The sequence below is a fragment of the Plebeiibacterium sediminum genome (genome assembly GCF_026013605.1).
Classification (GTDB): Bacteria; Bacteroidota; Bacteroidia; order Bacteroidales; family Marinilabiliaceae; genus Saccharicrinis; species Saccharicrinis sediminus.
The window spans coordinates 29,212-53,119 of record NZ_JAPDPJ010000030.1 but is presented as its reverse complement, the minus strand read 5'-3'; the positions used below and the strand labels follow the sequence as shown (position 1 = coordinate 53,119).

The following is a 23,908-nucleotide window of genomic DNA, read 5'->3' as shown; positions in this document are numbered from 1 at the left end:
TTCTTTTAAACATCCATATATAATGAATAACTATTTTAAAATAAATACATTAAATTCCATAGTTGAATTATTTGGATTAGTTTTCCTAAAAGATCACACTTTAAATAAAAACCTAAATTACAATTACTTAGAAAGCTTTCTTAGCAATATTGTATCTCAAAGACAAAAATATAGTTTAATTGATTATTACAAAGAACTCATATTAGATTTTCAAACTTTTAACGACGAAAAAATACAGAACAGGATTCTCGAAATATTAGATATGATTAACAAAAATCTAAATTCGTATTATAAGTACCAACTCTATTTAATATTATCCGAAAGGTTAATCAATATTGGGAAAAAAAATAATCAGGTAAGTGAATCTTGTAATAAAAATTTTCTTTTGATAAAAGAAAATTTGCAAGTAAACAAAAGCGATATTGAAAATATTAATCATTTTTTAAATGAAGATTACGAGTTACTATCATACACTCAATTACCGATTGTAGTTGGAGACTTTTCTAATTATAAACTTTCTAATTTTAAAATGCTCCAAATTAATGATTTTAAGGGTAAACTTTTTGTATTCTATCTCAAAAGTATTCAAGCTTTTATATTCAAGTATAATGGTAATGACAAATTACTTTTAAACAAACAATTAATATTTTCTAAAGTAACCTATTTATTAGGTATCGGAGGTTTAATTGAGAACAGTTCTTATCAAACCGTTTTCTTTGGAGACTTATATAGAAAAGCCCAAACTAAATTTACAGAAATAACAACATTTAAAGCTATCAATATTCAGAAAATATTTCCTGAAACCAAACAAGGAATTAGAGAAGTATCTTTTGAACTTGAATCTGGTCAAATGGCAGCTGTTTTGGGTGGCAGCGGATCTGGCAAAACCACATTATTCAACATTTTATGTGGAGTATCAAAACCAGACAAAGGACAAATTTTAATAAATAATGAAGTTATCACTGATAGTTTTAAATTTAATAAAAATTTAGTAGGTTATGTTCCTCAAGAAGATTCATTAATTGAAGAATTAACAGTATATCAAAACCTTAAATATTGTACCGAATTAAACCGAAGTGAATTAAATAAACAAGAACTTAAACAACTACTTTCAGAAACACTACTTAATTTTGGTCTGGAAGATATTAAAAATCTAAAAGTTGGCAGTATTATCTCTAAAGTAATTAGTGGTGGCCAAAGAAAAAGATTAAACATTGCCATAGAAATTATTCGCAACCCTAAAATTTTATTCGTTGATGAACCAACTTCTGGCCTTTCTTCATCAGATGCTTTATTAATTATTAAATTACTAAAGAAAATTTCTGAAAATGGTAGCATTGTTGTAATAAACATTCATCAACCATCTTCTGATATTTTTAGATTATTTGACAGATTGCTGATTATTGACACTGGAGGTTTTCCTATTTATTTTGGAAATCCCTTCTTAGCTTCTTCATATTTTAAAAACCAACTTGACATTGCTGATTCTATTGAAGAAGATTTTTATAAGTATAACCAATATAATCCTAAATATATATTTGATTTGATTACTTATTCTAAAAAAGATGAAGAGGGTAATTCAATGCAGCAACGAGAAATCTCAAATAAAGAATGGCACAGTCAATACAAAAAAAATTATCGTGTTGACTTACTAATAGAAGAAAATAAAATTGTTAAAAGTGGTATATCAAATAAAACAGCAAATTTTGCTAAACAATTTAGTGTATTTTTTAAAAGAAGTATTTTATCAAGGGTTTCTGATAGTCAATATTTATTTTTTTTATTGCTCGGCTCTCCTTTATTATCGTTAGTAACTAATTTCTTTATACGATCAACAAAATTAGGAGTAAAGGATTATAGCTTTTATAACAATGAAAATATTCCAGTATTTATATTTATCAATGTAATTATTGCTCTGTTTTTTGGATTAATTACAAGTGCTAATGAAATACACCGGGATAAAAAACTATTAAAAAGAGAACAACTTTTACAACTTAATCCATATGCATATCTTAATTCCAAATTAGTTATTGTTTCAATAATTACTTTTATACAAGTAAGTTCGTTAGTATTAGTTGGGAACTATATACAAGAAGTAATGGGCCTTACATTTCAATACATTGTCATTTTGTGGATTACTGCAATATCTGCAGCAATGATAGGTCTTGTAATCTCTGCAAAACTAAAATCAACCTTGTCCATATATATATCTATTCCTTTTATTTTAATACCACAAATTCTTTTAGCTGGAGCCATTCTTGATTTTGATAAAATCAATTCAACATTAACCTCTAAAAAACACGTTCCTTTTTATTCTAATTTAATATTTTCAAGATGGTCATACGAAGCTCTTGCTACATTACAATACGGCAATAACAAATACAATAAAGAAATTCTAAATGCCAGTATTGATCGAAGTAATATCATTTACATGTACAATTTTTTTCTACCAGCAATTGAAACCGAACTATACAATTACTTAGATACAAACCCATCAGTAAGTTCTAATAGAATTTTTTCTTTATTTAAACAAACACAAAATATATCTGCCCCAACCTATCATTTTATTATTCCTGATACACTTAATCAATCTATTGCTGAAGAAAAAATAATAGAAATTAGCAATATAAAGAATTTATTACGGGACAAAATGAGAATTGCAGAAAAGCAAGTTGACAACATTGTTAAGAACAAACTTGAATCCATAAATAAAACTAAATATTGTAATGCCAAACTCTCCGACATTGTTTTAAAATCTAACCAATATGTTAATTATATATATATAAACGATCATTTAATAAGAAAATTTCAACCTGGATTATATATTTCAAATAGTAAATTCGGAAATAGTCATTTATATGCCCCATATAAAAGAATAGGTAATTACAACTGCACAACATGGGTGTATAACATGTTTTTTCTTATATTTATATCAATTGTTATTTATTTTTATATTGCTACATTTTTAAAAAGAAAGTATTTTAATTCGAAATAATATTACATACATTTATAAGATTAATATCTCCTAAATATTCTCTAATTATGAAAAACTTAATTTATCCCGGTATATTTTATATAATATTTCTTTTTTATCTATTAAACTCTCCAATTACATCTGCTCAAAGTAATAAAACAAGAGCTAATGAATTAGATTGTGAACCCACAGACACATACCATAATAAAAAAGCTTTAGCCAGAATATATCCTATAAAGAACCAAGAAAAGATAAATTTAATTCATTATTTCTATGGTGAAAAAGCTTATCATATTCAACTTTGTAAATCAAACAAAAAAATTACATATAGAATAAGACTAATTGATCCGGAAACAAAGTATGTATTCTGGGATAATAAAAAAGACTCATTTACAGATCATGTAAATGTAAGTTTTGGAACCACCACACGAATAAACGTTCAGATTGAAGCCTTAAACATAGATTCAAAACATAGAAATGGTGAGATGTTTGGATTAAGTGTGTATTATCATGAAGAGCAAAAAAAACAAAATGAAATAGCAACCCCTATATTAGAAGAAAATCCGTTTGCAAACTAGTTATTGATCATGATTATTTTTTTTATATGGATTCAGAGTTGGCTTCCTTTGAAAATTGCTTTTTACAAAAAAAGCATAATACTTTAATATAAAAAAACTAATCTACTGCATTAAATTCTTCTTGCAGCCTGTCTGAATTTATAATTTAATATTCAAGAAGCTATATTTCTTGCGATGGAGTGTCGATTTTTTTTATGATGAACTAAAGAATAAAATTAAAGCAGAACATTTTTCTGGCTATTCTCAAAATAGTATCCTGCAGGACTTTTATGCAGCTTTATCTATTTCAAACGTTCAAAGCTTAATTGTTGGTGATATTAATGATGAACTGGCATCAGAATCGAAGGACAATGAATATCAATCCAAAGTAAACACCAATCTTTCATATGGATTCTTAAAGAATCGCATTATTGCACTATTCTTTTCAGATAAAGATATGTCAATAATAACAGAAGAGTTAAGAACTCTTTTCAAAAAGCATACTATTCCAATCCGTCCTAATAGAAAATATGAAGGGGATGTTAGCAAATACAGAAAACGCACAAAACCTAAGGTATTGAAAAACAAGAAAGATGCAATGTGAATTTTCTTAACTTAATTACATTGCCCTTGAGCTAGCGAGATCCATGGTATTCTGTGTGTAAAAAGAATAAATGTTATTTTATAGGTATCAAACTTTTATGCCGTATATCAGTTGTTTATTGTTTTACAGTGTTAAGTAATTTTATTTGAAATAATAATTTCATATATTACAGTTTCAAGCAATAATGTTTATTGAAGCTCTTCATAAAAAAACACCTATATCTTTAAGTGAAGAAAAGATATTAAAAGAAAGATGGCGTTATGAAATATAATCTTGCTCAAATTTTGGACATGCAAAAGGTTGAAGAGCTATTAAAAAGTTACACTAAAGCTACAGGTCTTGTTTCCGCCTTAGTAGATTCTAAAGGAATTATATTATCAAAGTCTGGTTGGCAGCAAATATGCACTGAATTTCATCGTGTACACCCACAGTCTGCTAAAAACTGTAAACTTAGTGATACAACTTTAGCTAACCGTTTAAATGCAGGAAATAAGTTTAATGTATACAAATGCTTAAATGGCTTGATAGATATAGCAGTTCCAATAATTGTTGACAATCAACATCTTGGAAACTTATTTACAGGGCAGTTCTTTTTTGAGGAACCTGATTTCTTGTTTTTTAAAAAGCAGGCTAAAAAATTTGGTTATAATGAAAGTGAATACCTAAAATCGCTAAGTAAGGTTCCTATATTGTCAGAATCAGATATTAAAAATAAACTAGACTTTTTTAGCTAAAATGACCGAAATGCTTTCGGAATTAGGTCTTGCTAAAGTACACGAAGAGCAATCAAGGGAGATGCTTCAAAAAAGCGAGAAAAAATATAGAAAACTATTCGAAAATATAAATGAAGGTTTTGCTTTACATGAAATTATTGTGGATGAAAATAAGCAGGCAGTTGATTATCGTTATCTTGATGTTAATCCAGAATTTGAGCGAATGACTGGACTTAATGCTAAGAAGATAGTTGGTCGTAAGGCTAGTGAGGTATTATCTGGTATTCAAAATGAACCAGGTTATTGGATAAAAAGATATGGAGAAGTAGCTTTGGAAGGTAAAAATATTACGTTTGAAGATTATTCAAAGGTTTTAAATAAGTGGTTTCATGTGAATAGCTTTAGTCCTCAGAGTGGACAGTTTGCAGTAACCTTTACAGATATTACAGAAAGAAAGCGAGCTGTTAATCGGTTAAAAGAATCAGAAAGCAAGTTTAGGGCTCTTATTGAACAATCACTAACAGGGATTTATATTTTTAATCAAGATCGATTTTTATATGTAAATCAAAAATTTTGCGATATTTTTGGTTATACACGTGAAGAAATTTTAAATAAATTAAAGCCTACTGATGTTGTAGAAAAAAATGAACGACAACAGGCCCTTGAAAATATTAACAGACGCCTAATTGGGGAAGTAAATAGCGTTCATTATTTTGCAAAAGGCAAGCGTAAAGATAAACGTGAATTATGGATAGAAATTCATGGTTCTCATATTGAATTAGATGGAGAACATGTTATTACAGGAACGGTTTTAGATATTACAACTCAACATCAAAATTCAATTAAAATTGAAGAAAGTGAATTAAAGTTTAGAAGTATCTTTGAGCAGGCTGCAGTTGGCGTTTCTATTATTGAAACGGCTACCGGCAAATATTATGAAGTAAATCAAAAACAGTGTGAAATTGTAGGTTATAATATTGAAGAATTTCTTCAATTAGATTTTATGGAGATTACTCACCCAGATGATCTCAATGAAGATTTAGTACAAATGGAGCGTTTAAAGAACGGAGAAATAGATATGTTCGTGATAGAAAAACGCTATTTTCATAAAGATGGTTCATTAGTATGGGTTAACTTGCATGTAGCACGTTTATGGTTGCAGGGTGAATATCCTAAATATCATGTTGCCATTTGTGAGGATATAACACAACGTAAGAGAGCAGAACAGGCAATTATTAATTCAGAAAAGCGTTTTAAGGGGGTGGTTGAGCAATCTTTAACTGGGATTTGTATTTTTAATAATGAAAAATTTGTATATACTAATAAAAGGTTTGCTGAGATATTTGGATATGATGAAGCTGAGCTGCTGGAATCTGTTAGACCGATTGACGTAGTTGCTAAAGAGGAAAGATTAAATCTACAAGAACGTTTTCAGAAGGGGCATAATCATGATTCAGCTTATGTAAGTTATGTAGCTAAAGGTATTAGAAAAGATAAAAGCAGCCTTTGGATTGAAATACATGGAGGGCGTGTGGAAGTGGAAGGTAAAGTATTTATCAGTGGTATGGTTTTAGATGTTACAGATAAAATACAAGCAGAAAATTCTCTCAAACGACAAAATGCCTACTTGGCGCTATTAAAAGAGGTAGATGTATTGGTTATGCAATCAAAGAGCCTAAATGAGTTCACTCGATTTGTTTTGCTAAAACTTTTTGAAATAATAGAATGTGATAATGCCGTAATAAAAGAATTTATTGGGGAAACCAGCAGTTTTAAGACGGTTAATGCTAATTTAAGTATAGAATTATCAAGTCTTATATTGGAAAATTCTTATAAGCCATTTAGTTACGAAAAGTTTAAAAAAGGGCATTACTTGTTGGGTAACAATTGTACCCAGCATTTAGTGCATATTCAAGAAATAGAACTTATTAGCTGCAAAGGGATTCGTTCTACATTAACAGTTCCATTGGTTATTCAAAATAAACTGTATGGTGTTTTAGAACTAATGTCTAGCCAACACAATTATTTTTCAGAGGAAAACATTTCTTTTATTCAAACTCTGGCACAACATTTATCAATTGGAATTAATAAAGTTTTAACTGATATTGAATTATATGAGCATACAAAAAGATTAGAAGAGGCACAGCGGATTGGAAAAATTGGTAGTTGGGAATACAATATAGAATCAGGAAAAGGAATATGGTCAAAAGAATTATATAATATAACTGGTTTATCTGAAAAGAATATTAATCTTGGGTATCAAGAGTTTTTAAATCTAGTTGTACCAAGTGATAAGGAATTTGTAAAGAATAAAATACTCGATGCGCAATCCAGTCGTAGTCCTCAATCGTTTGAATTTCAAATAAGATATAAGAATAAAAAAAACAGAGTTATAAATGCCTATGTTGAGGCTCATTTCAACGCATTAGGAAAGCTTAAGCGTCTTTTGGGCTTAATACAAGATGTTACTGAGAATAAACAAATGCAGGCCGAAATAAAAGAACGAAATGCCATATATAAAATGTTGTTTGATACTGCTCCTGATGGAATTATAATTGCAAATAAAAATGGTAATTTGTTAGATTCTAACCCTGCAATGTGCTCAATGTTAAGGTATTCAAAAAAAGAGATTGTTAGTCTTTGTGCTTCAGATATTGTTAGTACGCTTGAGTACTCAAATATAAAAGCAGCTTTAGAGTACATCACTTCACAACCCGACTATTATTGTGAATGGATTTTTAAACGCAAAGATGGTACGCAATTTTCGGCGGAGGTAATTGCAAATCAATTAGCTGATGGCTCCATAATGGCTATGGTCAGAGATATGACTGAAAGAAAAATAGCCGAAGATGAAATCAAAAATCTTAATGTAGAATTAGAGTCTAGAGTTCAAAAACGTACTGCTGAATTAGAGTTATTAAATAATGAATTGAGAGCTTTTACCTATTCTGTGTCACACGATTTAAAAGCTCCGCTACGAGGAATAAATGGATACAGTAAGCTTTTGCTCGATTTATATGCTAAATCATTAAATGATGAGGCCAAGTCATTTATTGAGAACATATGTTCAGGAACTGATCAAATGAATAAACTAATAGATGATTTGCTTAATTATTCAAGATTAGAACGTTCTGAAATTAATATGGTTCCCTTTAATTTATCAGATGTAATTCAGGATGTATTACATTTAAGCAAATCCGAACTTGTTCAAAATAATATTAAAGTTAAAATAGATATTAAACAGATTACCGTAATCTCAGATCGGAATGCCTTAACTATTGCACTTAGAAATGTTATTGAAAATGCTATTAAGTTTACAAGGTCTCGGTCTGATCCTTATATTCACATCTATCATGAGCAAACAAACGATAAACATATTCTTATTGTAAAAGATAATGGAATAGGATTTGATATGATATTTCATGATAAAATATTTAATATTTTTCAACGCTTACATCGGGTGGAAGATTATGAAGGAACAGGCATTGGATTAGCTATTGTTAAGAAAGCCATGACTAGATTAGGTGGGGATGTATGGGCTGAAAGTTCAGAAAATAATGGTGCTATATTTTATTTACAAATACCTAAGTTCAAATAATGAATAATATAAATGTTTTACGTAATACGATATTATTAGTAGAAGATAATCCGGTTGATGTTGACCTGACGCTTAGAGCCTTTAAATTTAATAAGTTAACAAATCCTATTGAAGTTGCTCGCGATGGCCATGAAGTTATGAGTTGGATTAAAAATTATAAAAAAGGTGAACCATTACCCGTTGTTATTCTACTTGATTTAAAGTTGCCTAAATATTCAGGACTAGAGGTTTTAAAAGCTATAAAATCAAATACAATATTAAAATCTATTCCAGTAGTTGTGTTAACAACTTCCTCAGAAGATGATGATATTGGAGAGGCTTATCAACTTGGAGTTAATTCATATATTGTAAAACCAGTTGATTTTTTGAAGTTTATTGAGGTTGTGAGACAGATAGAACTGTATTGGAGTGTTTTGAATAAAACTAGTATCCATTAATTTTTTTGGTTGTTATGAAAATATTATTGCTAGAAGATTATGCGCTGGATGCAGATTTAACATACCGAGAGTTGACGCAAAACATAATTGATTGCCATATTGATGTAGTTAAAACGTTATCTGAAGCAAGAAAATTGGTTAATAATTTTTATGATGTTGCATTATTAGATATTAATTTGCCAGATGGTTATGGAACTGAGTTGTTGGTTGATCTAGTTGAAAATAATAGTCCTGCAGTAATTATAATGTTAACCGGTGCGGGAGATGAGGAGGTTGCTGTTACCGCATTAAAATCTGGAGCCGATGATTATATTGTTAAAGATGGTAAATATTTGAAGCAACTGCCTGAACTAATCAACTTTCATCTTGAGCAGAGAGTAAAAAAGGAAAAGGTAAAGAAAGTTATAATTAACGTATTGTTTCTTGAGCATCAAAAGTCAGATATCGAACTAACAATATTGCATTTTAAAAGATTTGCCTTTAACTTTAGAATTAAGCCCGTTTGTAATAGTAAAGAACTATTAGATATGTTGCCTAAACATAAGAGTATTGCGTGTGATTACCATGTTATCTTAATGGACTATAATTTACCGGGTTTAACAGCTATTGAAATTACCAAAGAAATTAGACAAAACCGTAAGCTTGACATTCCAATTGTTATTGTTACTGGGCAAGGGTCTGAAGAATTAGCTATACAAGCACTTAAGCTCGGTGTTGATGAATATATCGTTAAAAGAGACAACTACCTTAATAGATTGCCGTCTCTTTTAGAAAGTGCTTACCAAAAAAATGTTTTAGAAACACAGAATAAGCAATTAATTGAAAGTGAGGAAAAATTTAGAAATTCCTTTGATTACGCTAATGTGGGAAAAGCCATTGTTAATTTAGATGGAAAATTACTTAAAGTAAACAATAAGCTATGTCAAATCATGGCTAGAAGTAAATATGAACTCGAAAATAAAAGTGTTTTAAACTTTATCTATCATCCGGATATTGAATTGCTTAAAAAAATGTCTTCTGCTTCAGATAGGATTCAAATCCAAAATGAAGAGATTGAAATGCGTTTAGTAAATAAATCTGGTAAAATAATTTGGACCTTAGTGTCTGTTTCTTTAATTAGAGATTATGAAGAAGAACCTAATTTTTACATTCTTCATGTTCAGGATATAACTTTGAGAAAAGATACCATTGAGAAGAATAGACAATTATCACTTTCAGTAGAGCAAAGTCCTGTAATGATTATTATAACTGATCTTAATGGTGATATAGAATACGCTAATCCGAAATTTACAGAAGTAACTGGCTATTCGATGCACGAAGTGTTGCACAAAAATCCAAGATTTCTTAAATCTGGTCAAAAAAAGAAAGAACAGTATAAGCACCTTTGGGAAACTATTAAAAAAGGACAAGTTTGGGAAGGTGAATTTTTGAATCGAAAAAAGAATGGTGATTTTTATTGGGAATCCTCTTCCATCTCTCCTTTAAAGGATGAACAAGGTAATGTGACACATTTTATAGCTATTAAGCTTGATATTACAGAGCAAAAGAATAACGTGAGGAAAATTCGTAAATTAAACGAAGAACTAGAGTTGAGAGTAGAAGAACGAACAAAAGAATTGTCTGAAGCAAATAGTAAACTAGGAGAAACCATTAAGATTGCGGAATCAGCCAATAATGCAAAAAGTGAATTCCTGGCCAATATGAGTCACGAAATAAGAACCCCAATGAATGCCGTTCTTGGATTTGCAGATATTTTAGACAAACATATTGACAATCCTGTTCATAAAGATTACCTAAAGTCGATTAAATCAAGTGGTAAAATTTTGCTCTCAATCATTAATAATATTTTGGATTTATCTAAAATAGAATCAGGTAGTATTAAGTTAAAACCAGAACCCGTTGCACTTGCACATCTTGTAGAAGAACTGACATATATGTTTAAATACAAGGCATCTGAAAAGAATCTTGACTTTCAGGTTGAATATGATCAACAAATTCCGGACTTATTACTAATTGATGAATTACGGATAAAGCAAGTGCTAATGAATTTACTAAGCAATGCTATTAAATTTACACATATAGGTTTTATTAAGTTTAAGGTCGAAGTGTTGTTGAAAACCGATACAATAGTAGATCTATATTTTTTAGTTGAAGATACTGGAATTGGAGTTTCAGAAAAAGACTTGGATAAAATTTTAAAACCATTTGAACAGCAAGAAGGCCAGGACGATAAACTATATGGAGGTACTGGTTTGGGTTTAGCAATTTGCGACAAAATAATATTATTACATAAGAGTAAAATAGAAATTAAAAGTCAGGTTGGTATTGGTAGTACTTTCGCTTTTAAATTGACAAGATTAAAAATATATAAGAAGGACAACTATCTAAACCAACCATCCGTTGTTACTCCTGAAATGGTTATGTTTGAAGGGCAATCTATTCTTATTGTTGATGATGATACTGAAAATCGTAGGCTACTTAAAAGTTATTTAGGAGATTTAAAATTAAACTTGATAGAAGTTTGTAATGGCGAACAAGCTATAGATAGCGTACTCAGTAATAAACCAGATATGGTTCTAATGGATATGCGTATGCCTAAAATAAATGGGCTTGAAGCTGCTCAGAAAATAAGAAAAAAATATGGACAAAGAGAACTTCCAATGGTTTTAATGACAGCATCTGTTTTCATAAATAAAGAAAAATTAGAAAAGTACTTTGATGCCTTTATTACTAAACCTATAGAAATTAAGTATCTAATTGGGATTATGTCAAAATACCTAAAATGTAAAATCAAAATATCTCATTCCATAACAAAAAGTAAAGAAGAGATTAATTTGAGGAAAATACTAGAAGAACATGGTCAAACTGAAGTTTTTAGAAAGCAATTTACTGAAGTGTTAAATTCATTACAGCAAAGAATTTCAAACAGTAATCTCAGACTTCTTTCTTCAGAATTGGCTCTATTTGGTGCTAACAATAAAATTATTGAAATTATACACATTAGTGACAAATTAAAGCTAGCTATAACTTCATATAATATTGAATCGACTTTGAAAATTATAAAATTACTCAATAAATGTCTTTAATATAAAAAAAGAAACGTATATGGATGATGGTTTTTTTTATAATATTCTTATTGTAGATGATAATTTAAAAAATGTTCAGGTTTTAGGTAGTCTCCTGGAGCGTGAGAGATACCATACGGAATTTGCTTTAAGTGGGCAAGATGCGTTAAATTGGATTGAAGAACGTGTTTTTGATTTAGTACTATTAGATATTATGATGCCGGGAATGGATGGATTTGAAGTTTGTTCAATTATTAGAGAAAATAGGAAATATGATGATGTTCCCATATTATTTGTGAGTGCAAAAAAAGATACTTATAGTACGCTTAAGGCCTTTGGTGTTAAAGCTCAGGATTATATAACCAAGCCATTTAATCATGATGAGTTAATAGCACGTATAAAAACTCAACTTGAATTAAAAAGTAATAAAGCAAAATTAAAAACTATCAATTTTCAATTAGAAGAAAAAGTTAAGGAACGAACTGAAGAATTAGATGATCTTCTGGAGAAGTATAGAACGGCTAATAAAATGTTAGAGAAAGCCAATATGGATTTAAAACAGCTTGATGATGCTAAGAATAATTTCTTGCAATTAATAAGTCATGAAATACGTACGCCACTGAATGGGATTGTTGGATCAGTTGAAATATTGAAAGGTTTGGTGCAAGATGAAGATTTGTTATTATCTATTAATGTTTTGGATATTTCAGTTAAACGTTTGCATCAATTTTCGTTAGATGCTATATTATTAACTTCTCTTAATCTTAACAAATATAAAACAGTATATAGTGAAGTTGATCTATTAAATAGTATTGAAGATGTTATACAAGGGGTTAAGAAAAGGTTTTATTTAAAAAATATTGAAATCAATTTAGAAGGTTTTATTTATGGACAAAAAATTTATTCAGATAAGAAGTTATTTTACGAAGTGTTAAGTAGATTGATAGAAAATGCTGTTGTGTTTTCTGGAGATAATCCAATAATACAAGTTTCAATAAAAATGATAGCTAATGAGTTTTCGTTAAATATTATTGATAATGGAATCGGATTTCCTGAAGAAATGTTAGAAAATAAACCTTCTTTATTAAGTCCGTCAGAATCACATGTTGATCAAAATATAGGACTTGATTTATTTTTGGTAAATAAGATAGTTGAATATTTAGAAGGTAAATTTTCGTATGGTAATTTAAAAACAGGAGGAGCTTATGTTAATGTTAATTTTGATAACATTGTTTTTGAATAACAATAATTGGCCTTTTTTCCCAAGAATCTCCTCCTCATAGCTTCTTTTTCACCTCTGGGCATTGACGAAATACTTCTCGTGCTAAAATACTTTTTACAGTCCTTACTATTTTTGTAACACTATAATCCGGAACTGATTGGATTAGAAAATGAATATCATAACGCAACTCTATTTCTTCACAAAATTCTCTAATCACCTTATCTACATCCTCGTCGATAACAATTCGTCGATATTTTATCGCAAAAACTATATGATAAAGCAAAACTGTTACATTATGACTCTTATGTATTTCTTTACTATCTCTAGACATCGAGTCTAAAGATAGTAATTACGAGGCAAGCCTCGAGGAATTTAGCCTTTGTTGGATTAAAACCTTTACTATTAAGCACCTATTTTATTATTGAAATTATTATTGATTATTTCCAATAATCTATCTTTGTCAATCGGTTTAGCAACAAATCCGTTACAACCAGAAGAGTATGCATTATCTTCGTCTTCTTGTGTTGCATAAGCTGTTTGTGCAATTATTTTAACATCTTTATCATCTTTCCTAATACTTTCTGTTACTTGCAATCCATCAATATCAGGAAGTTTTATATCCATTAAAATTATATCATATTTATGTTGCTTTGCTTTAGTAATGGCTGTATTACCATCTTCAGCAAAAGTTATATTATGATTTGTCCATCTAAAAATCTCCTCCATATACATCCTATTAATCTCTTCATCCTCCACAATAAGTATATCATATGAATTATCAACTTTTTTAACGGATATGCCTTCTTGCGTAACTCTAAATACTTCTTCTTTAGATACATTATAGGGATAAGTAAAATAAAAAACACTTCCTATACCAGGCATACTATCTACCCTAATTGTACAACCCATAGCGTTAAGTATAGCCTTTACAATACTTAATCCTAAACCAGAGCCACCAAACTTTATTGCAATATCATTGCTCGCTTGAACAAATCTCTTAAATATTACTTCTTGTTTATCTTTAGCAATTCCAATACCTGTATCTGCAATAGAGAATAATATATGGTTGTCTTCTTTAATTTTTACAGTCAAAATAATATCTCCTTTTTCTGTAAACTTAAATGCATTTACTAAGAGATTATTTAAGACCTGATGTAGCCTTTTGATATCCAAATATATAAACTCTTTAAAATCTTCTTTATCAAAATCTAACTTAAAAATTAAATTAATACCAGTCTTATTAACATGTCGCTTATATTCACTATAAAACTCATACAACTTATTTAATTCAGTTTCCAGAACACATGCTTCATTTTGAACAACAAACTGCCCGGCTTCTATTTTAGAAATGTCAAGGATATCATTAATAATATTCAATAAATCCTGACTTCGTGATAAAATGATATTAGAAAATTGCTTTAATTTTTCCTTATCATCAGAATTACATACTAATAAACTGGCAAATCCAACAATTCCATTTAATGGAGTTCGTATTTCATGGCTCATATTATTTAAAAAAGCGGTTTTTAAACGATCACTTTCTTCTGCTTTTTCTTTAGCAATTAAATACTCTTTCGTTTTTTCCTTTACCTTCTCTTCTAGCCCCTTGTTAATTTCAAGTAGATTGTTTTTATACTCATTTTCCTTACTTCTTATTCTTGTTAAAAGCAATGATACCGTAGCTGAAACCATTAATAAAATAAAAAATAAAACTCTACGCTCCAATACAATGGGATACAATAGCGCATCTAATTTATCTTTGGATAAAAACGACACTAATTTCCAGTAATAATTAACATTTACCTTATTGTTTTGTAACGATCTACCTTCATAAATATGCAAAGGGTATATTGTTTGAAAAGTTACCAAATTCTCTTCAAACTTAATCTGACCTTTTTCTGAATTTGATATAAGATCCCATAATTTGCCATATTCTTTAATAAAATTATTTGCACTTAAACTATCGTACATAAAGGCCCATTCATACCCTTCATTAACCGAGTTCCTTAAATAGTATCCTTTCTGATTAACCATCATATTATTACCCGGAGACCTTTCATTATATCTATCAATACTCTCAATTATATTACTTCCCAAATAATTTAAAACAACCTCCCCTATAAATTCATTTTGTTTATTAATTAATGGAGTACCTACCCTCAACATTGGTTTTAAAGGAACTTCAATTTTTCCTTGTTCTATATTCAAATCTAAAGGAGAGAAATATACTTCTCCTGATTTAAGTTTTTTAATCTCCTTGAAATAATATCTATGTCCTTTTCTCTGAAGACTTGAATCTTTGACGATTTCAGCTTCACCTTTTTTATAATTAATTCTTACAATTTCATATCCATGTGAATCAATAAAACGAACTTGATCATATATTCTTGATTTCCCAATACAAAAAGCTTTAAATTCTTTTTCTAATAAATGTTTTTGTTCCGTATCTTCAGTTAAATCATTTATTTGGTTCATTGAATTTTTAACATGCTCAGCTAAAAATAATAGATCATCAATTACATTATCAAGCTTATTATCTATGGAAGTATTTTGTAATGTAACAACAAACTCTTCCTGGGACTTGATTGCCTTTAAAGAGTGATTCATCTTATAATTATAAAACACAACTAAAGGGATAACAAGCAATGTGGTAATAATTATAAAATATTTTGAAAAGTAATGTAATAATTTATCTTTCATAGCGGTCTGATTAATTAATAATTATATCATTCAAATTAATAAACTTTAAAATCAAATTCAAGTTTATACTACTCTTTATTTTTGATAAAAGCTCCTTTAAAAGATTAAAATATTTTATAAAAAATAAGCTTCTTTTCACAACCTAAATAAGAATGATGTTCTTGAAGTCAACTTCTAATTGCTCTTTCCCAATTAACACTTTGAGTTTTTCTGATAAATCTAAAAAAGCCTCTGACTACAGCATAATTCATGATAAAAAAATAATAGGGAATAAAAACTATTTTAAGCTTTAGTTTTGCTCTTTCCATCATCCAACCTATACTTGCAATTACGTAAAATATTATTTGCGCATAAAACAATATGTTGTAAATATTATTAAATCGAATTAAAAAAATATTTAAAATAAAAACAAAAATTAAGCTTAAAGGAGCTAGCGTCCATCTTAAAACCCTATGTGAAATATATTGAAAACTTAAAAGTCCATATTTAAAAATATTTAATATTGAAGCTAATCTTAAAACCGATTGTATTCCTCCCGCACTAATTCTTATCTTTCTTTTTAATTCTTCCTTTACACATATCGATGCAGTTTCAATTGCATAGGCCCCCGGATTGTAACCTATTTTGTATCCTTTCATTGCAATTCTTAAAGAGATAATAAAATCATCTAAGAGCGTATCTTCTTCGATAGGATTGAATAACTCTTTACGTATTGCAAATAATTCTCCAGCAGCCCCGACGGCTGTATTTAATTCAGCATCCCATTTTTTTAATAAGGATTCATACTTCCAATATATACCTTCCCCTGCAGAAGCTGCATCATCTTTAGTATGGTTAATGATTCTTTTTTCTCCAGAAACACATCCTACTTTGGGATTTTTAAACTGATCAACAATTAGTTGAATAGAATTAGTTGCTAAAATTGTATTTGCATCTGAAAAAACTACTATAGGAGAAGTAATATATTCCATTGCTCTATTCATTGCTGCAATTTTTCCCTTACGCTCTGGTTTATGCAAAACTCTTACATCATCATAGTTTGATAATAGATGATCAGTTCCATCATCTGAACCATCGGTTACCCATACTAATTTAAGATTAGAATAATTTAAGGCTCTGCTATTTATTATCTTTTCTTGAACGGTATCTTTTTCATTATAGGCTGTAACAAGCAGTGTTACTTCTGGAGTCCATTCTTTGTTTATTACTTTTTTAGTAGATAGTAACGTCCTTTTTAATATCACCATTAAAAATAAAACAATACCATAACCTAAATAAGTATAAAATATAATTCCTGAGAAAATCCAAAATAGAACTTCAATTGCTTTCATAATTATGCTATTTATTTAAGTTAAGCAGATAATTTCTTAATCCATTTATTGGTATTAGCCTGATACTTTTTTATTATTTTTGCTGGATTCCCAGCTACAACAGTGTACGATGGAACACTCTTAGTAACAACACTACCAGCTGCAACAACACAATGTTTACCTATAAATACTCCTGGCAATATTACAGTATTAGCTCCAATCCAGGTTTCATCTCCAATATAAACCTCTTTAGTTACAACACCCTGATTAGATATAGGTAGCGACACATCTTCGTAATTATGATTTAATGCTGAAATGACAACATTTTGTGCCAACCGAATATTATTCCCGATATGAACAGGCCCAATTAATACAGAACCTATTCCAATACGAGTATCGTTACCAATGTAAATCTTGCCAACTCCATTATTTATGGTACAAAAGTCTTCAATTGTTGAATTATCACCTAAATAAAATTTAAAGTTTGGTAGAATATCCATTCTTGTATTAGGTTGTATTCTGGAATTTTTCCCTTTTTTTAAAATAAAGGGATGTATGATTTTTTTTATTAATGTTCTGGGGCGAGCCTGGTTTTTAGGCATTAATACCCATAAAACAATTTTTTTTAGTTTTGCACTACTTTTAATAATATTAGTTAAGCTCATAATACATAAATTTATTGCGATTATTAAAAGGCTGATTCGTAAAGATTCTTCGCAAGAATAGCCCCCTGCTCCTTTCGAATAATATATTTACCAATTGAATTAACATTGTTTTTCCATGTATGCTCTGAGGCAAACTGAATTCTCTGTAATTTCTTTAAAGAACCAGTACTTTCCATCTCTAATTCAATCATAGATATCCAATCTTTTTTGTCCTTAGCCAAAGAAACATAATCTTTAAAATACTCCATAGCCTCAGTTTTTGTTGCCACAGTTGGTTTTCCCATTGCCAAATACTCATCTATCTTTCTTGGATAGTTGCCTATTGTAACTTCATTAATTTTTTGAGGGTTGATTGCAACATCAAATTTATTCAGGTATTCAGGTAATTCATTTTCATTTTTTAATCCCAGAAAATGAACATTGGAAAGATGATGTAGATTACTTGATTTAAAAGTACTATCTTCAGGTCCAACAAGAACTATTTGCCATTCTTTTTTGGTAATTGCAATAAATTCTAAAACCTCTATATCCAAACGTAAAGAATTCAAACTCCCTATATAACCTACTATAGGTTTTTTTATTGATGCTATATCCTTAGGTATCTTTAAATAAACATTAGGAGTATACGCCTTAGTATCACATCCTTGCCCCACAAAAAAGCTATTATTATTATAAAGCTTAGCTTTATTTGAAAGAAATAATGAATTAGTTAATACTAAATCAACTTTTTCAATTAGTAGTGGCTCAATTCTTTTACCGTGTCGTTTCCAGTAATTTACAGCTTGTAAATTATCTCTTGAATAATAAACAGATAAAGAAGGTGATAATAAATCTTTTAAATAAAAGCTCCTGAACATATCACTATCACAAATATGGATATAATCTAGAAAACCTAAAATACTCAGTGCTTTAACAATATCTTTAGCAAATCTTATATTATTTGATCTGTTCATCATATCAAATAACCCTACAATGGGTATATAATTAATAGATTCTATGATATGATGAGGTTGTAGAATCCATAAATTACTATTAATTTGATGAAGAGTTTCTTTTGTTATTCGACTAAGAGAAGACCTCTTCGTAATTTTTGAAATTCTATCTATAGGAGGATTTACGAACAAAACCCGATTTTCTTTACTCAATTCAATAGCAATATTCTTTATATTGCTTCCTATTGAAATATCCCAGGATTGAATTCCTGTTATTATTATATCTCTATTTCGAAGCATATTTTATATTATTTGATTGTTTTACTATTAATTCTTGATACACATCTCCCACTTTCTCTACTTGATCTTCAACTCTAAAATTCTCTAAGACATATTTTTGTGCGTTTTGTGATAAAAGTTCTCTCTTTTTAGGATTTTCAATGAGACTAATGATTATGTCAGCCAATGCTTTTGGATCCTTTATAGGAAATAGTTCTCCTGTAATATGATTATTAATTAATTCTTTATTTCCATCAACTGGTGTGGCAACTACAGGTACTTTCATCGCCATAGCTTCAAGAATTCCTATAGGAAAGCCCTCCCATAAAGATGGTAAACAGTAAACATCTATGGCTTTTAAAATTGCAGGCACATCAGTTCTAAAAGTCTCAAAAATTACCTTATCTGATAAATTTAAATCCTTCACCAATTCTACTGAAGGTATTTTCAAATCTCCCTCGCCAACCATTAAAAGCTTTACCTTATCGTACTTTGAAACAACTTTGTTAAATGCATGAATAAGTGTAAAAGGATCCTTTTGATTAGTAAATCGAACAATATACCCTAACAAAAAAATATCTTCCGGAATATTTAATTCGTTTCTAATGTTATTATGTTGTAGGTCATAATTATATTTTGTTGCACTAATTGCATTGTATATTACCCTTGATCTACTTAAATCAAATCTTTCAATTCCATCACTTTGATTACTTTTTGAAACACATATTACACGATCACACTTATTTGTTAAAAATTTTTCAATTCTTTGCTTTAAATTCCTTTCTATTACAGATTGATCGGGATGAAATGACCAACCATGTACAGTATATATCAATGGTATGTTTAAGTATTTTGCTGATGAAAAAACATTTGATAATGCTCGTGTACCATGCGCATGTACAATATCTATTTCTTCTCTTTTTATGACTTCCTTTACCTGATTCCACACGTTAATACTAAAAGCCTTTTCTGTATAAATCACATAACTTTTTATACCCATAACATTTAGAGCTTTAATCATTGGTCCATCCGTAAATGATAAAACAATTGACTCATACATAAACGGATTTAAATGTTCTACTAGGTCCAAAACATGAGATTCTCCTCCTCCTATCTGACCTTGACGTATAGCATGTAATATTTTTAATCTTTTCATTGTTATTTTGATTTTATACCATGAGTAGTATGAATAAATGTAGAATTTGCATTTTTTAGATTTAATAGAGCAACCAGTGTAAGAACAAAACCTTTAGGTATTGAAAATAAAGCTCTTAAAACTAAACCATTATATAACTTTATTGGAATTGCAATTAATACTGCAAAAATATTTAGCAATAATGACCCAACCCATAGTGAGTAGATTAATATAGGTGGTGTCATAAAAAACATCTGTACTACTAATAAGGACACAACAATAACAGACAATCCTAGTGACAAAATCCTTGGAGGAACAATAAACTGAAGTTTTTTATCTAAATAATCTAAATGAACTACGGACTCATGTTCTTTTGGCTTATCCTGTTTAAATAAATAGATTAACTGAGCTGATAACCACCTGCGTCTTTGATTAACAAAATCTTCTGATTTTTGTACCTTTTCATCAAAAACCAAAGCCCCTTTATTGTAACCAATTGTAATCTTCTTTTTTATAATCATCAATTCTAATTCTTTGTCGAATCCTCCAATAGAAGAACTTTGGTTAATTAATAATTGTAATAACCTATAATCTATACCAAAGCCAGAACCTATAAGAGAAGCAGAAAGTCCCAAAACATGATGGCCACTCCTGAATATTGAGTTATTTACCTCCTCGCTAACAGCATCTAATACAGCAAAAGAAGTATTCAAATTTTTAGCGACTCTATGACCTTGTACAACCCTGTAACCCGAGTTAAGTGATTGTATGATTTTATCAACAAATCCGACTCCCATTATATTATCTGCGTCTAATATAATTGCATAGTCATATACTATTTTTAAATGTTGTAAAGCAAACTTTATAGATTTTGATTTTGAACTATTTTTAAGTTCTACATTTATAATATTAATTGGCAGTTTTTTAAGTTTTGTAATGGTACTTTCTTTTAATCCATCGGCCAAAACATATACATCTATTGTGGTTAAATTAGATTTGTGTTTCACAGCATCCTTTGCTGTATCTACAATAACGGAATCCTCCTTGTATGCTGGTATTAGAATAATTACATTTTTTAATATTCCTGGTTTGGTCTTGCAGACCTTATCTTTATAAAATAAGGACGCAACACTAAATAATATAAAGTATAATCCAGAAAATAAAAAATATATCCCCAATACTAATCCAATAATTTGTATTATAGTTATGATAATATCCATCGTTTCTTTGTTTTTTTTGTTATTGTCCATAAAATTGAATCTACATAAGCTGATAGATGCTTTATTTTACCATGCAGTGTTAGATTAATAATATTAAAGGGAATAGAGATTAATCCCCAATATAATAGAGACAGACATTTATAAAATGCCTTATTATGCAGAGTCATAAATAGAATACGATTTCTATTTATAAAATATGTTTTCAATGGACTACCAATACCTGTAGATGTTGATTCTTTGTGAAAAACTACAGACTTCGGTTGAACAAAAATTTTATATCCCTTATTTTTAATACGTTCACTCCAATCATGTTCTTCATAATATAGAAAAAAGTCTTCATTCATGTAGCCCACTTCATTAATAACTTTTTTAGGAATCATCATAGCACAACCATGTGCAAAATGAGTTTCAAATTCTTTAGTATATTGTCCACGATCTAACTGATTGTATGCAATAGATTGAATTCTTTGGGTAATTTTGTTAATTGAAGAAAAACCTGCATATTGAATATACTCCGGCTTATAATAGTACTTTATTAATGGACTAACAGCTCCAATGCTTTCATTAGCTTCAAGTAAGTTTATCATTGGTTCCATAAACATGGGATGAACTTCTGTATCATTATTCAACAACAGAATATACTTTCCTTTTGCATGTTTAATACCCAGATTATTTCCTCCAGCAAAACCTAAATTTTTTACTGACCTAATGATTTTAACAAAATCATAGCAAGAATCAATTGATTCGCTAGCAGTACTATCAAAAGCATTATCAATCACAATAACCTCCAGGTTCTTAAAAAACAATTCGCCTATTGAGTACAGTAACTGATTCGTTACTCTTGTATTTTTATAATTTACTGTAATTACAGAAACAAGTGGATTATCTATCATAAATGTTTGGTTTTAATAAATTGTCAAAACCAATTTCAATAGGCATGCCAATACATACAAAAACCTATACTACAACAACTTGCACCAACACTAAAACTCCTAACTTACTTTTAATCTTCATTTGTGAATACGAATAATTAGGTTTTAATTCATAAATGAAGATTTGTTAAGACCACCATAAACGTCAAATACCACAAAATACTATATTACAAACAATTAACTATATTGGCACTATAACTGTATTGTCCTATTCAAATTATTAATTAAACTTTAAAAAAATGAAAACTAGAAACCCTAGATCAAGATACCATTTAGATATAAAAAGGAATTATAAAGTTTTAGAAGTTGGAGGTGGGCACAATCCTCATCCCAGATCAAATATGGTTGTAGATAAATATATTGATTCAAATTACCACAGGCATAGCGACTTAAAAGTATATAAGCACCAACAATTTTTAGAAGCTGATGGAGAAAACTTACCTTTCAAGGATAAAGAATTTGACTATTCCATATCTAATCAGGTCCTTGAACACACTACTGATCCTGAGGCATTTTTAAAAGAGCAAATGCGTGTTTCAAAAAGGGGATATATTGAAGTTCCGTCTGTTATTGGAGAGTATCTATTTCCTAAAAAAGCACACAAATGGCTTATTCTTGAGTTAGATAATAAACTGATTTTAATGGATAAAGAAAAATATTGGTTTAATAATGGTCCTGATTTTGGTTTTCTTTTTTTAACATGGTTACAAAAAACATCAATAGGATATAAAATTTTAATGGATACGAAACCCAATTTTATGACAGTTAGATATGAATGGAATGACACAATTGAATTTGAAATTAATCCTCAAAAAGATGAATATATAAAGTACTTTACCAGTTATTGGGATGAACAAATGGTTAAAATATTTTTCCCACATAAATCAAATTTACATGAATTTTTAGAGTCTGTAAAGTCTTTTGGTAACATAATTAGAAGAGCTTTTTATGGAAAGTATTTTCTTACATCTAATTAATATTTACAAATAGTTAAGGGTGGGTTTATTGGGTCAGTATTTTAATTATAGTATAATATATAAATACTGGCCCATTTATTAAACTAACCATCAGATCTAACGTTAAGCAATTTAGCCATATCTAAAGTCATCTTCATTACTTCATTCCTTGATTTACTTACATCTTTCAACCTTTTTTTAATATAATCTTGGGTACGTTTAATTGTTATATGGCTTGAAACACGTGCATATAACTCTTCCTTTTTAAACGGTTTTGTAATATAATCAACACCTCCCATTTCAAACCCCTTCACAATATCATCGGTTTCTGTTTTTGCAGTTAAAAATATAATTGGAATATCAACTAGCTTAGGATTTTCTTTAATTTTTTTACACACGGTAAAACCATCCATTTTAGGCATCATAATATCTAATAACACCAAATCAATTTTTGTATTATTCAATATTTCCAATGCATCATGTCCATTTAATGCTAAGGCAATTTTATACCCTTTATCTTTTAAAAAAGAGCTTACAACTCTTAAATTATCCTGATTATCATCTACCGCCAGAATAAAAATTTCACTTTTATCTATATTTTCCATTTCA

17 protein-coding genes and 1 pseudogene are annotated in these 23,908 nt (G+C 29.1%); 9 read left to right on the top strand and 9 right to left on the bottom strand.

Features of this window, described 5'->3' with window-relative positions:
- Positions 1-22: 22 nt before the first annotated feature.
- From OM075_RS13490 to OM075_RS13455, 8 genes are all read left to right on the top strand, one after another.
- The gene (locus tag OM075_RS13490) at positions 23-2,995 is read left to right on the top strand and encodes an ATP-binding cassette domain-containing protein (RefSeq protein ID WP_301191052.1); all 2,973 of its coding nucleotides are present in this window, start codon (positions 23-25) and stop codon (positions 2,993-2,995) included.
- Between the two features lie 47 nt (positions 2,996-3,042).
- Entirely contained in the window at positions 3,043-3,552 is a 510-nt protein-coding gene (locus tag OM075_RS13485; protein WP_301191051.1) for a hypothetical protein, read from the top strand.
- 169 nt (positions 3,553-3,721) lie between these two features.
- Positions 3,722-4,135, top strand: coding sequence for a hypothetical protein (locus tag OM075_RS13480; protein ID WP_301191050.1), 414 nt, complete (start codon positions 3,722-3,724; stop codon positions 4,133-4,135).
- A 260-nt stretch (positions 4,136-4,395) separates the two neighbouring features.
- The gene (locus OM075_RS13475; protein WP_301191049.1) at positions 4,396-4,869 is read left to right on the top strand and encodes a PocR ligand-binding domain-containing protein; all 474 of its coding nucleotides are present in this window, start codon (positions 4,396-4,398) and stop codon (positions 4,867-4,869) included.
- Positions 4,870-4,879: 10 nt separating this feature from the next.
- On the top strand, positions 4,880-8,446 hold the full coding sequence (locus tag OM075_RS13470; RefSeq protein ID WP_301191048.1) for a PAS domain S-box protein: 3,567 nt from the start codon (positions 4,880-4,882) through the stop codon (positions 8,444-8,446).
- Positions 8,446-8,883: a response regulator gene (locus OM075_RS13465; protein WP_301191047.1), complete on the top strand. Its 438-nt coding sequence runs from the start codon at positions 8,446-8,448 to the stop codon at positions 8,881-8,883. The genes OM075_RS13470 and OM075_RS13465 overlap by 1 nt, the downstream gene beginning before the upstream one ends.
- 14 nt (positions 8,884-8,897) lie before the next feature.
- Positions 8,898-11,969, top strand: coding sequence for a response regulator (locus OM075_RS13460; RefSeq protein WP_301191046.1), 3,072 nt, complete (start codon positions 8,898-8,900; stop codon positions 11,967-11,969).
- 19 nt (positions 11,970-11,988) lie between these two features.
- Entirely contained in the window at positions 11,989-13,191 is a 1,203-nt protein-coding gene (locus OM075_RS13455; RefSeq protein ID WP_301191045.1) for a hybrid sensor histidine kinase/response regulator, read from the top strand.
- Positions 13,192-13,228: 37 nt separating this feature from the next.
- Here OM075_RS13455 and OM075_RS13450 read toward each other — a convergent pair.
- From OM075_RS13450 to OM075_RS13415, 8 genes and pseudogenes are all read right to left on the bottom strand, one after another.
- Positions 13,229-13,501, bottom strand: a pseudogene (locus tag OM075_RS13450) (transposase); the annotation flags it as partial.
- 71 nt (positions 13,502-13,572) lie between these two features.
- Positions 13,573-15,870 carry a hybrid sensor histidine kinase/response regulator gene (locus tag OM075_RS13445; protein WP_301191044.1) on the bottom strand — a complete coding sequence of 766 codons (2,298 nt, stop codon included), beginning with the start codon at positions 15,868-15,870 and terminating at the stop codon, positions 13,573-13,575.
- A gap of 167 nt (positions 15,871-16,037) precedes the next feature.
- The gene (locus OM075_RS13440) at positions 16,038-17,201 is read right to left on the bottom strand and encodes a glycosyltransferase family 2 protein (RefSeq protein WP_301191043.1); all 1,164 of its coding nucleotides are present in this window, start codon (positions 17,199-17,201) and stop codon (positions 16,038-16,040) included.
- 20 nt (positions 17,202-17,221) lie between these two features.
- Complete coding sequence (locus tag OM075_RS13435) at positions 17,222-17,845, bottom strand: acyltransferase (RefSeq protein ID WP_301191042.1); 624 nt, start codon at positions 17,843-17,845, stop codon at positions 17,222-17,224.
- Positions 17,846-17,868: 23 nt separating this feature from the next.
- Entirely contained in the window at positions 17,869-19,077 is a 1,209-nt protein-coding gene (locus OM075_RS13430) for a glycosyltransferase (RefSeq protein WP_301191041.1), read from the bottom strand.
- Entirely contained in the window at positions 19,064-20,212 is a 1,149-nt protein-coding gene (locus OM075_RS13425) for a glycosyltransferase family 4 protein (RefSeq protein WP_301191040.1), read from the bottom strand. Before OM075_RS13425 ends, OM075_RS13430 begins: the two co-directional genes overlap by 14 nt.
- Positions 20,213-20,214: 2 nt before the next feature.
- Entirely contained in the window at positions 20,215-21,411 is a 1,197-nt protein-coding gene (locus OM075_RS13420) for a glycosyltransferase family 2 protein (protein ID WP_301191039.1), read from the bottom strand.
- Positions 21,396-22,304 carry a glycosyltransferase family 2 protein gene (locus tag OM075_RS13415; protein ID WP_301191038.1) on the bottom strand — a complete coding sequence of 303 codons (909 nt, stop codon included), beginning with the start codon at positions 22,302-22,304 and terminating at the stop codon, positions 21,396-21,398. The genes OM075_RS13420 and OM075_RS13415 overlap by 16 nt, the downstream gene beginning before the upstream one ends.
- A gap of 278 nt (positions 22,305-22,582) precedes the next feature.
- Here OM075_RS13415 and OM075_RS13410 point away from each other — a divergent pair, with 278 nt between their 5' ends.
- A complete protein-coding gene (locus OM075_RS13410) occupies positions 22,583-23,320 on the top strand; it encodes a class I SAM-dependent methyltransferase (protein ID WP_301191037.1) in 738 nt (245 codons plus the stop codon).
- 83 nt (positions 23,321-23,403) lie between these two features.
- On the opposite strand, the gene OM075_RS13405 is transcribed toward OM075_RS13410, so the two are convergent.
- Positions 23,404-23,904, bottom strand: a complete 501-nt coding sequence (locus OM075_RS13405; protein ID WP_301191036.1) for a response regulator — start codon at positions 23,902-23,904, stop codon at positions 23,404-23,406.
- Positions 23,905-23,908: the final 4 nt, after the last annotated feature.

Excerpts from the sequence above, each read along its gene's own strand:
- OM075_RS13475 (WP_301191049.1), top strand. The coding sequence starts at position 4,396 with ATGAAATATAATCTTGCTCAAATTTTGGACATGCAAAAGGTTGAAGAG.
- OM075_RS13440 (WP_301191043.1), bottom strand. The coding sequence starts at position 17,201 with ATGAAAGCAATTGAAGTTCTATTTTGGATTTTCTCAGGAATTATATTT.
- OM075_RS13435 (WP_301191042.1), bottom strand. The coding sequence starts at position 17,845 with ATGAGCTTAACTAATATTATTAAAAGTAGTGCAAAACTAAAAAAAATT.
- OM075_RS13430 (WP_301191041.1), bottom strand. The coding sequence starts at position 19,077 with ATGCTTCGAAATAGAGATATAATAATAACAGGAATTCAATCCTGGGAT.
- OM075_RS13445 (WP_301191044.1), bottom strand. The coding sequence starts at position 15,870 with ATGAAAGATAAATTATTACATTACTTTTCAAAATATTTTATAATTATT.
- OM075_RS13470 (WP_301191048.1), top strand. The coding sequence starts at position 4,880 with ATGCTTTCGGAATTAGGTCTTGCTAAAGTACACGAAGAGCAATCAAGG.
- OM075_RS13485 (WP_301191051.1), top strand. The coding sequence starts at position 3,043 with ATGAAAAACTTAATTTATCCCGGTATATTTTATATAATATTTCTTTTT.
- OM075_RS13410 (WP_301191037.1), top strand. The coding sequence starts at position 22,583 with ATGAAAACTAGAAACCCTAGATCAAGATACCATTTAGATATAAAAAGG.
- OM075_RS13460 (WP_301191046.1), top strand. The coding sequence starts at position 8,898 with ATGAAAATATTATTGCTAGAAGATTATGCGCTGGATGCAGATTTAACA.
- OM075_RS13405 (WP_301191036.1), bottom strand. The coding sequence starts at position 23,904 with ATGGAAAATATAGATAAAAGTGAAATTTTTATTCTGGCGGTAGATGAT.
- OM075_RS13455 (WP_301191045.1), top strand. The coding sequence starts at position 11,989 with ATGGATGATGGTTTTTTTTATAATATTCTTATTGTAGATGATAATTTA.
- OM075_RS13420 (WP_301191039.1), bottom strand. The coding sequence starts at position 21,411 with ATGGATATTATCATAACTATAATACAAATTATTGGATTAGTATTGGGG.
- OM075_RS13465 (WP_301191047.1), top strand. The coding sequence starts at position 8,446 with ATGAATAATATAAATGTTTTACGTAATACGATATTATTAGTAGAAGAT.
- OM075_RS13425 (WP_301191040.1), bottom strand. The coding sequence starts at position 20,212 with ATGAAAAGATTAAAAATATTACATGCTATACGTCAAGGTCAGATAGGA.
- OM075_RS13490 (WP_301191052.1), top strand. The coding sequence starts at position 23 with ATGAATAACTATTTTAAAATAAATACATTAAATTCCATAGTTGAATTA.
- OM075_RS13415 (WP_301191038.1), bottom strand. The coding sequence starts at position 22,304 with ATGATAGATAATCCACTTGTTTCTGTAATTACAGTAAATTATAAAAAT.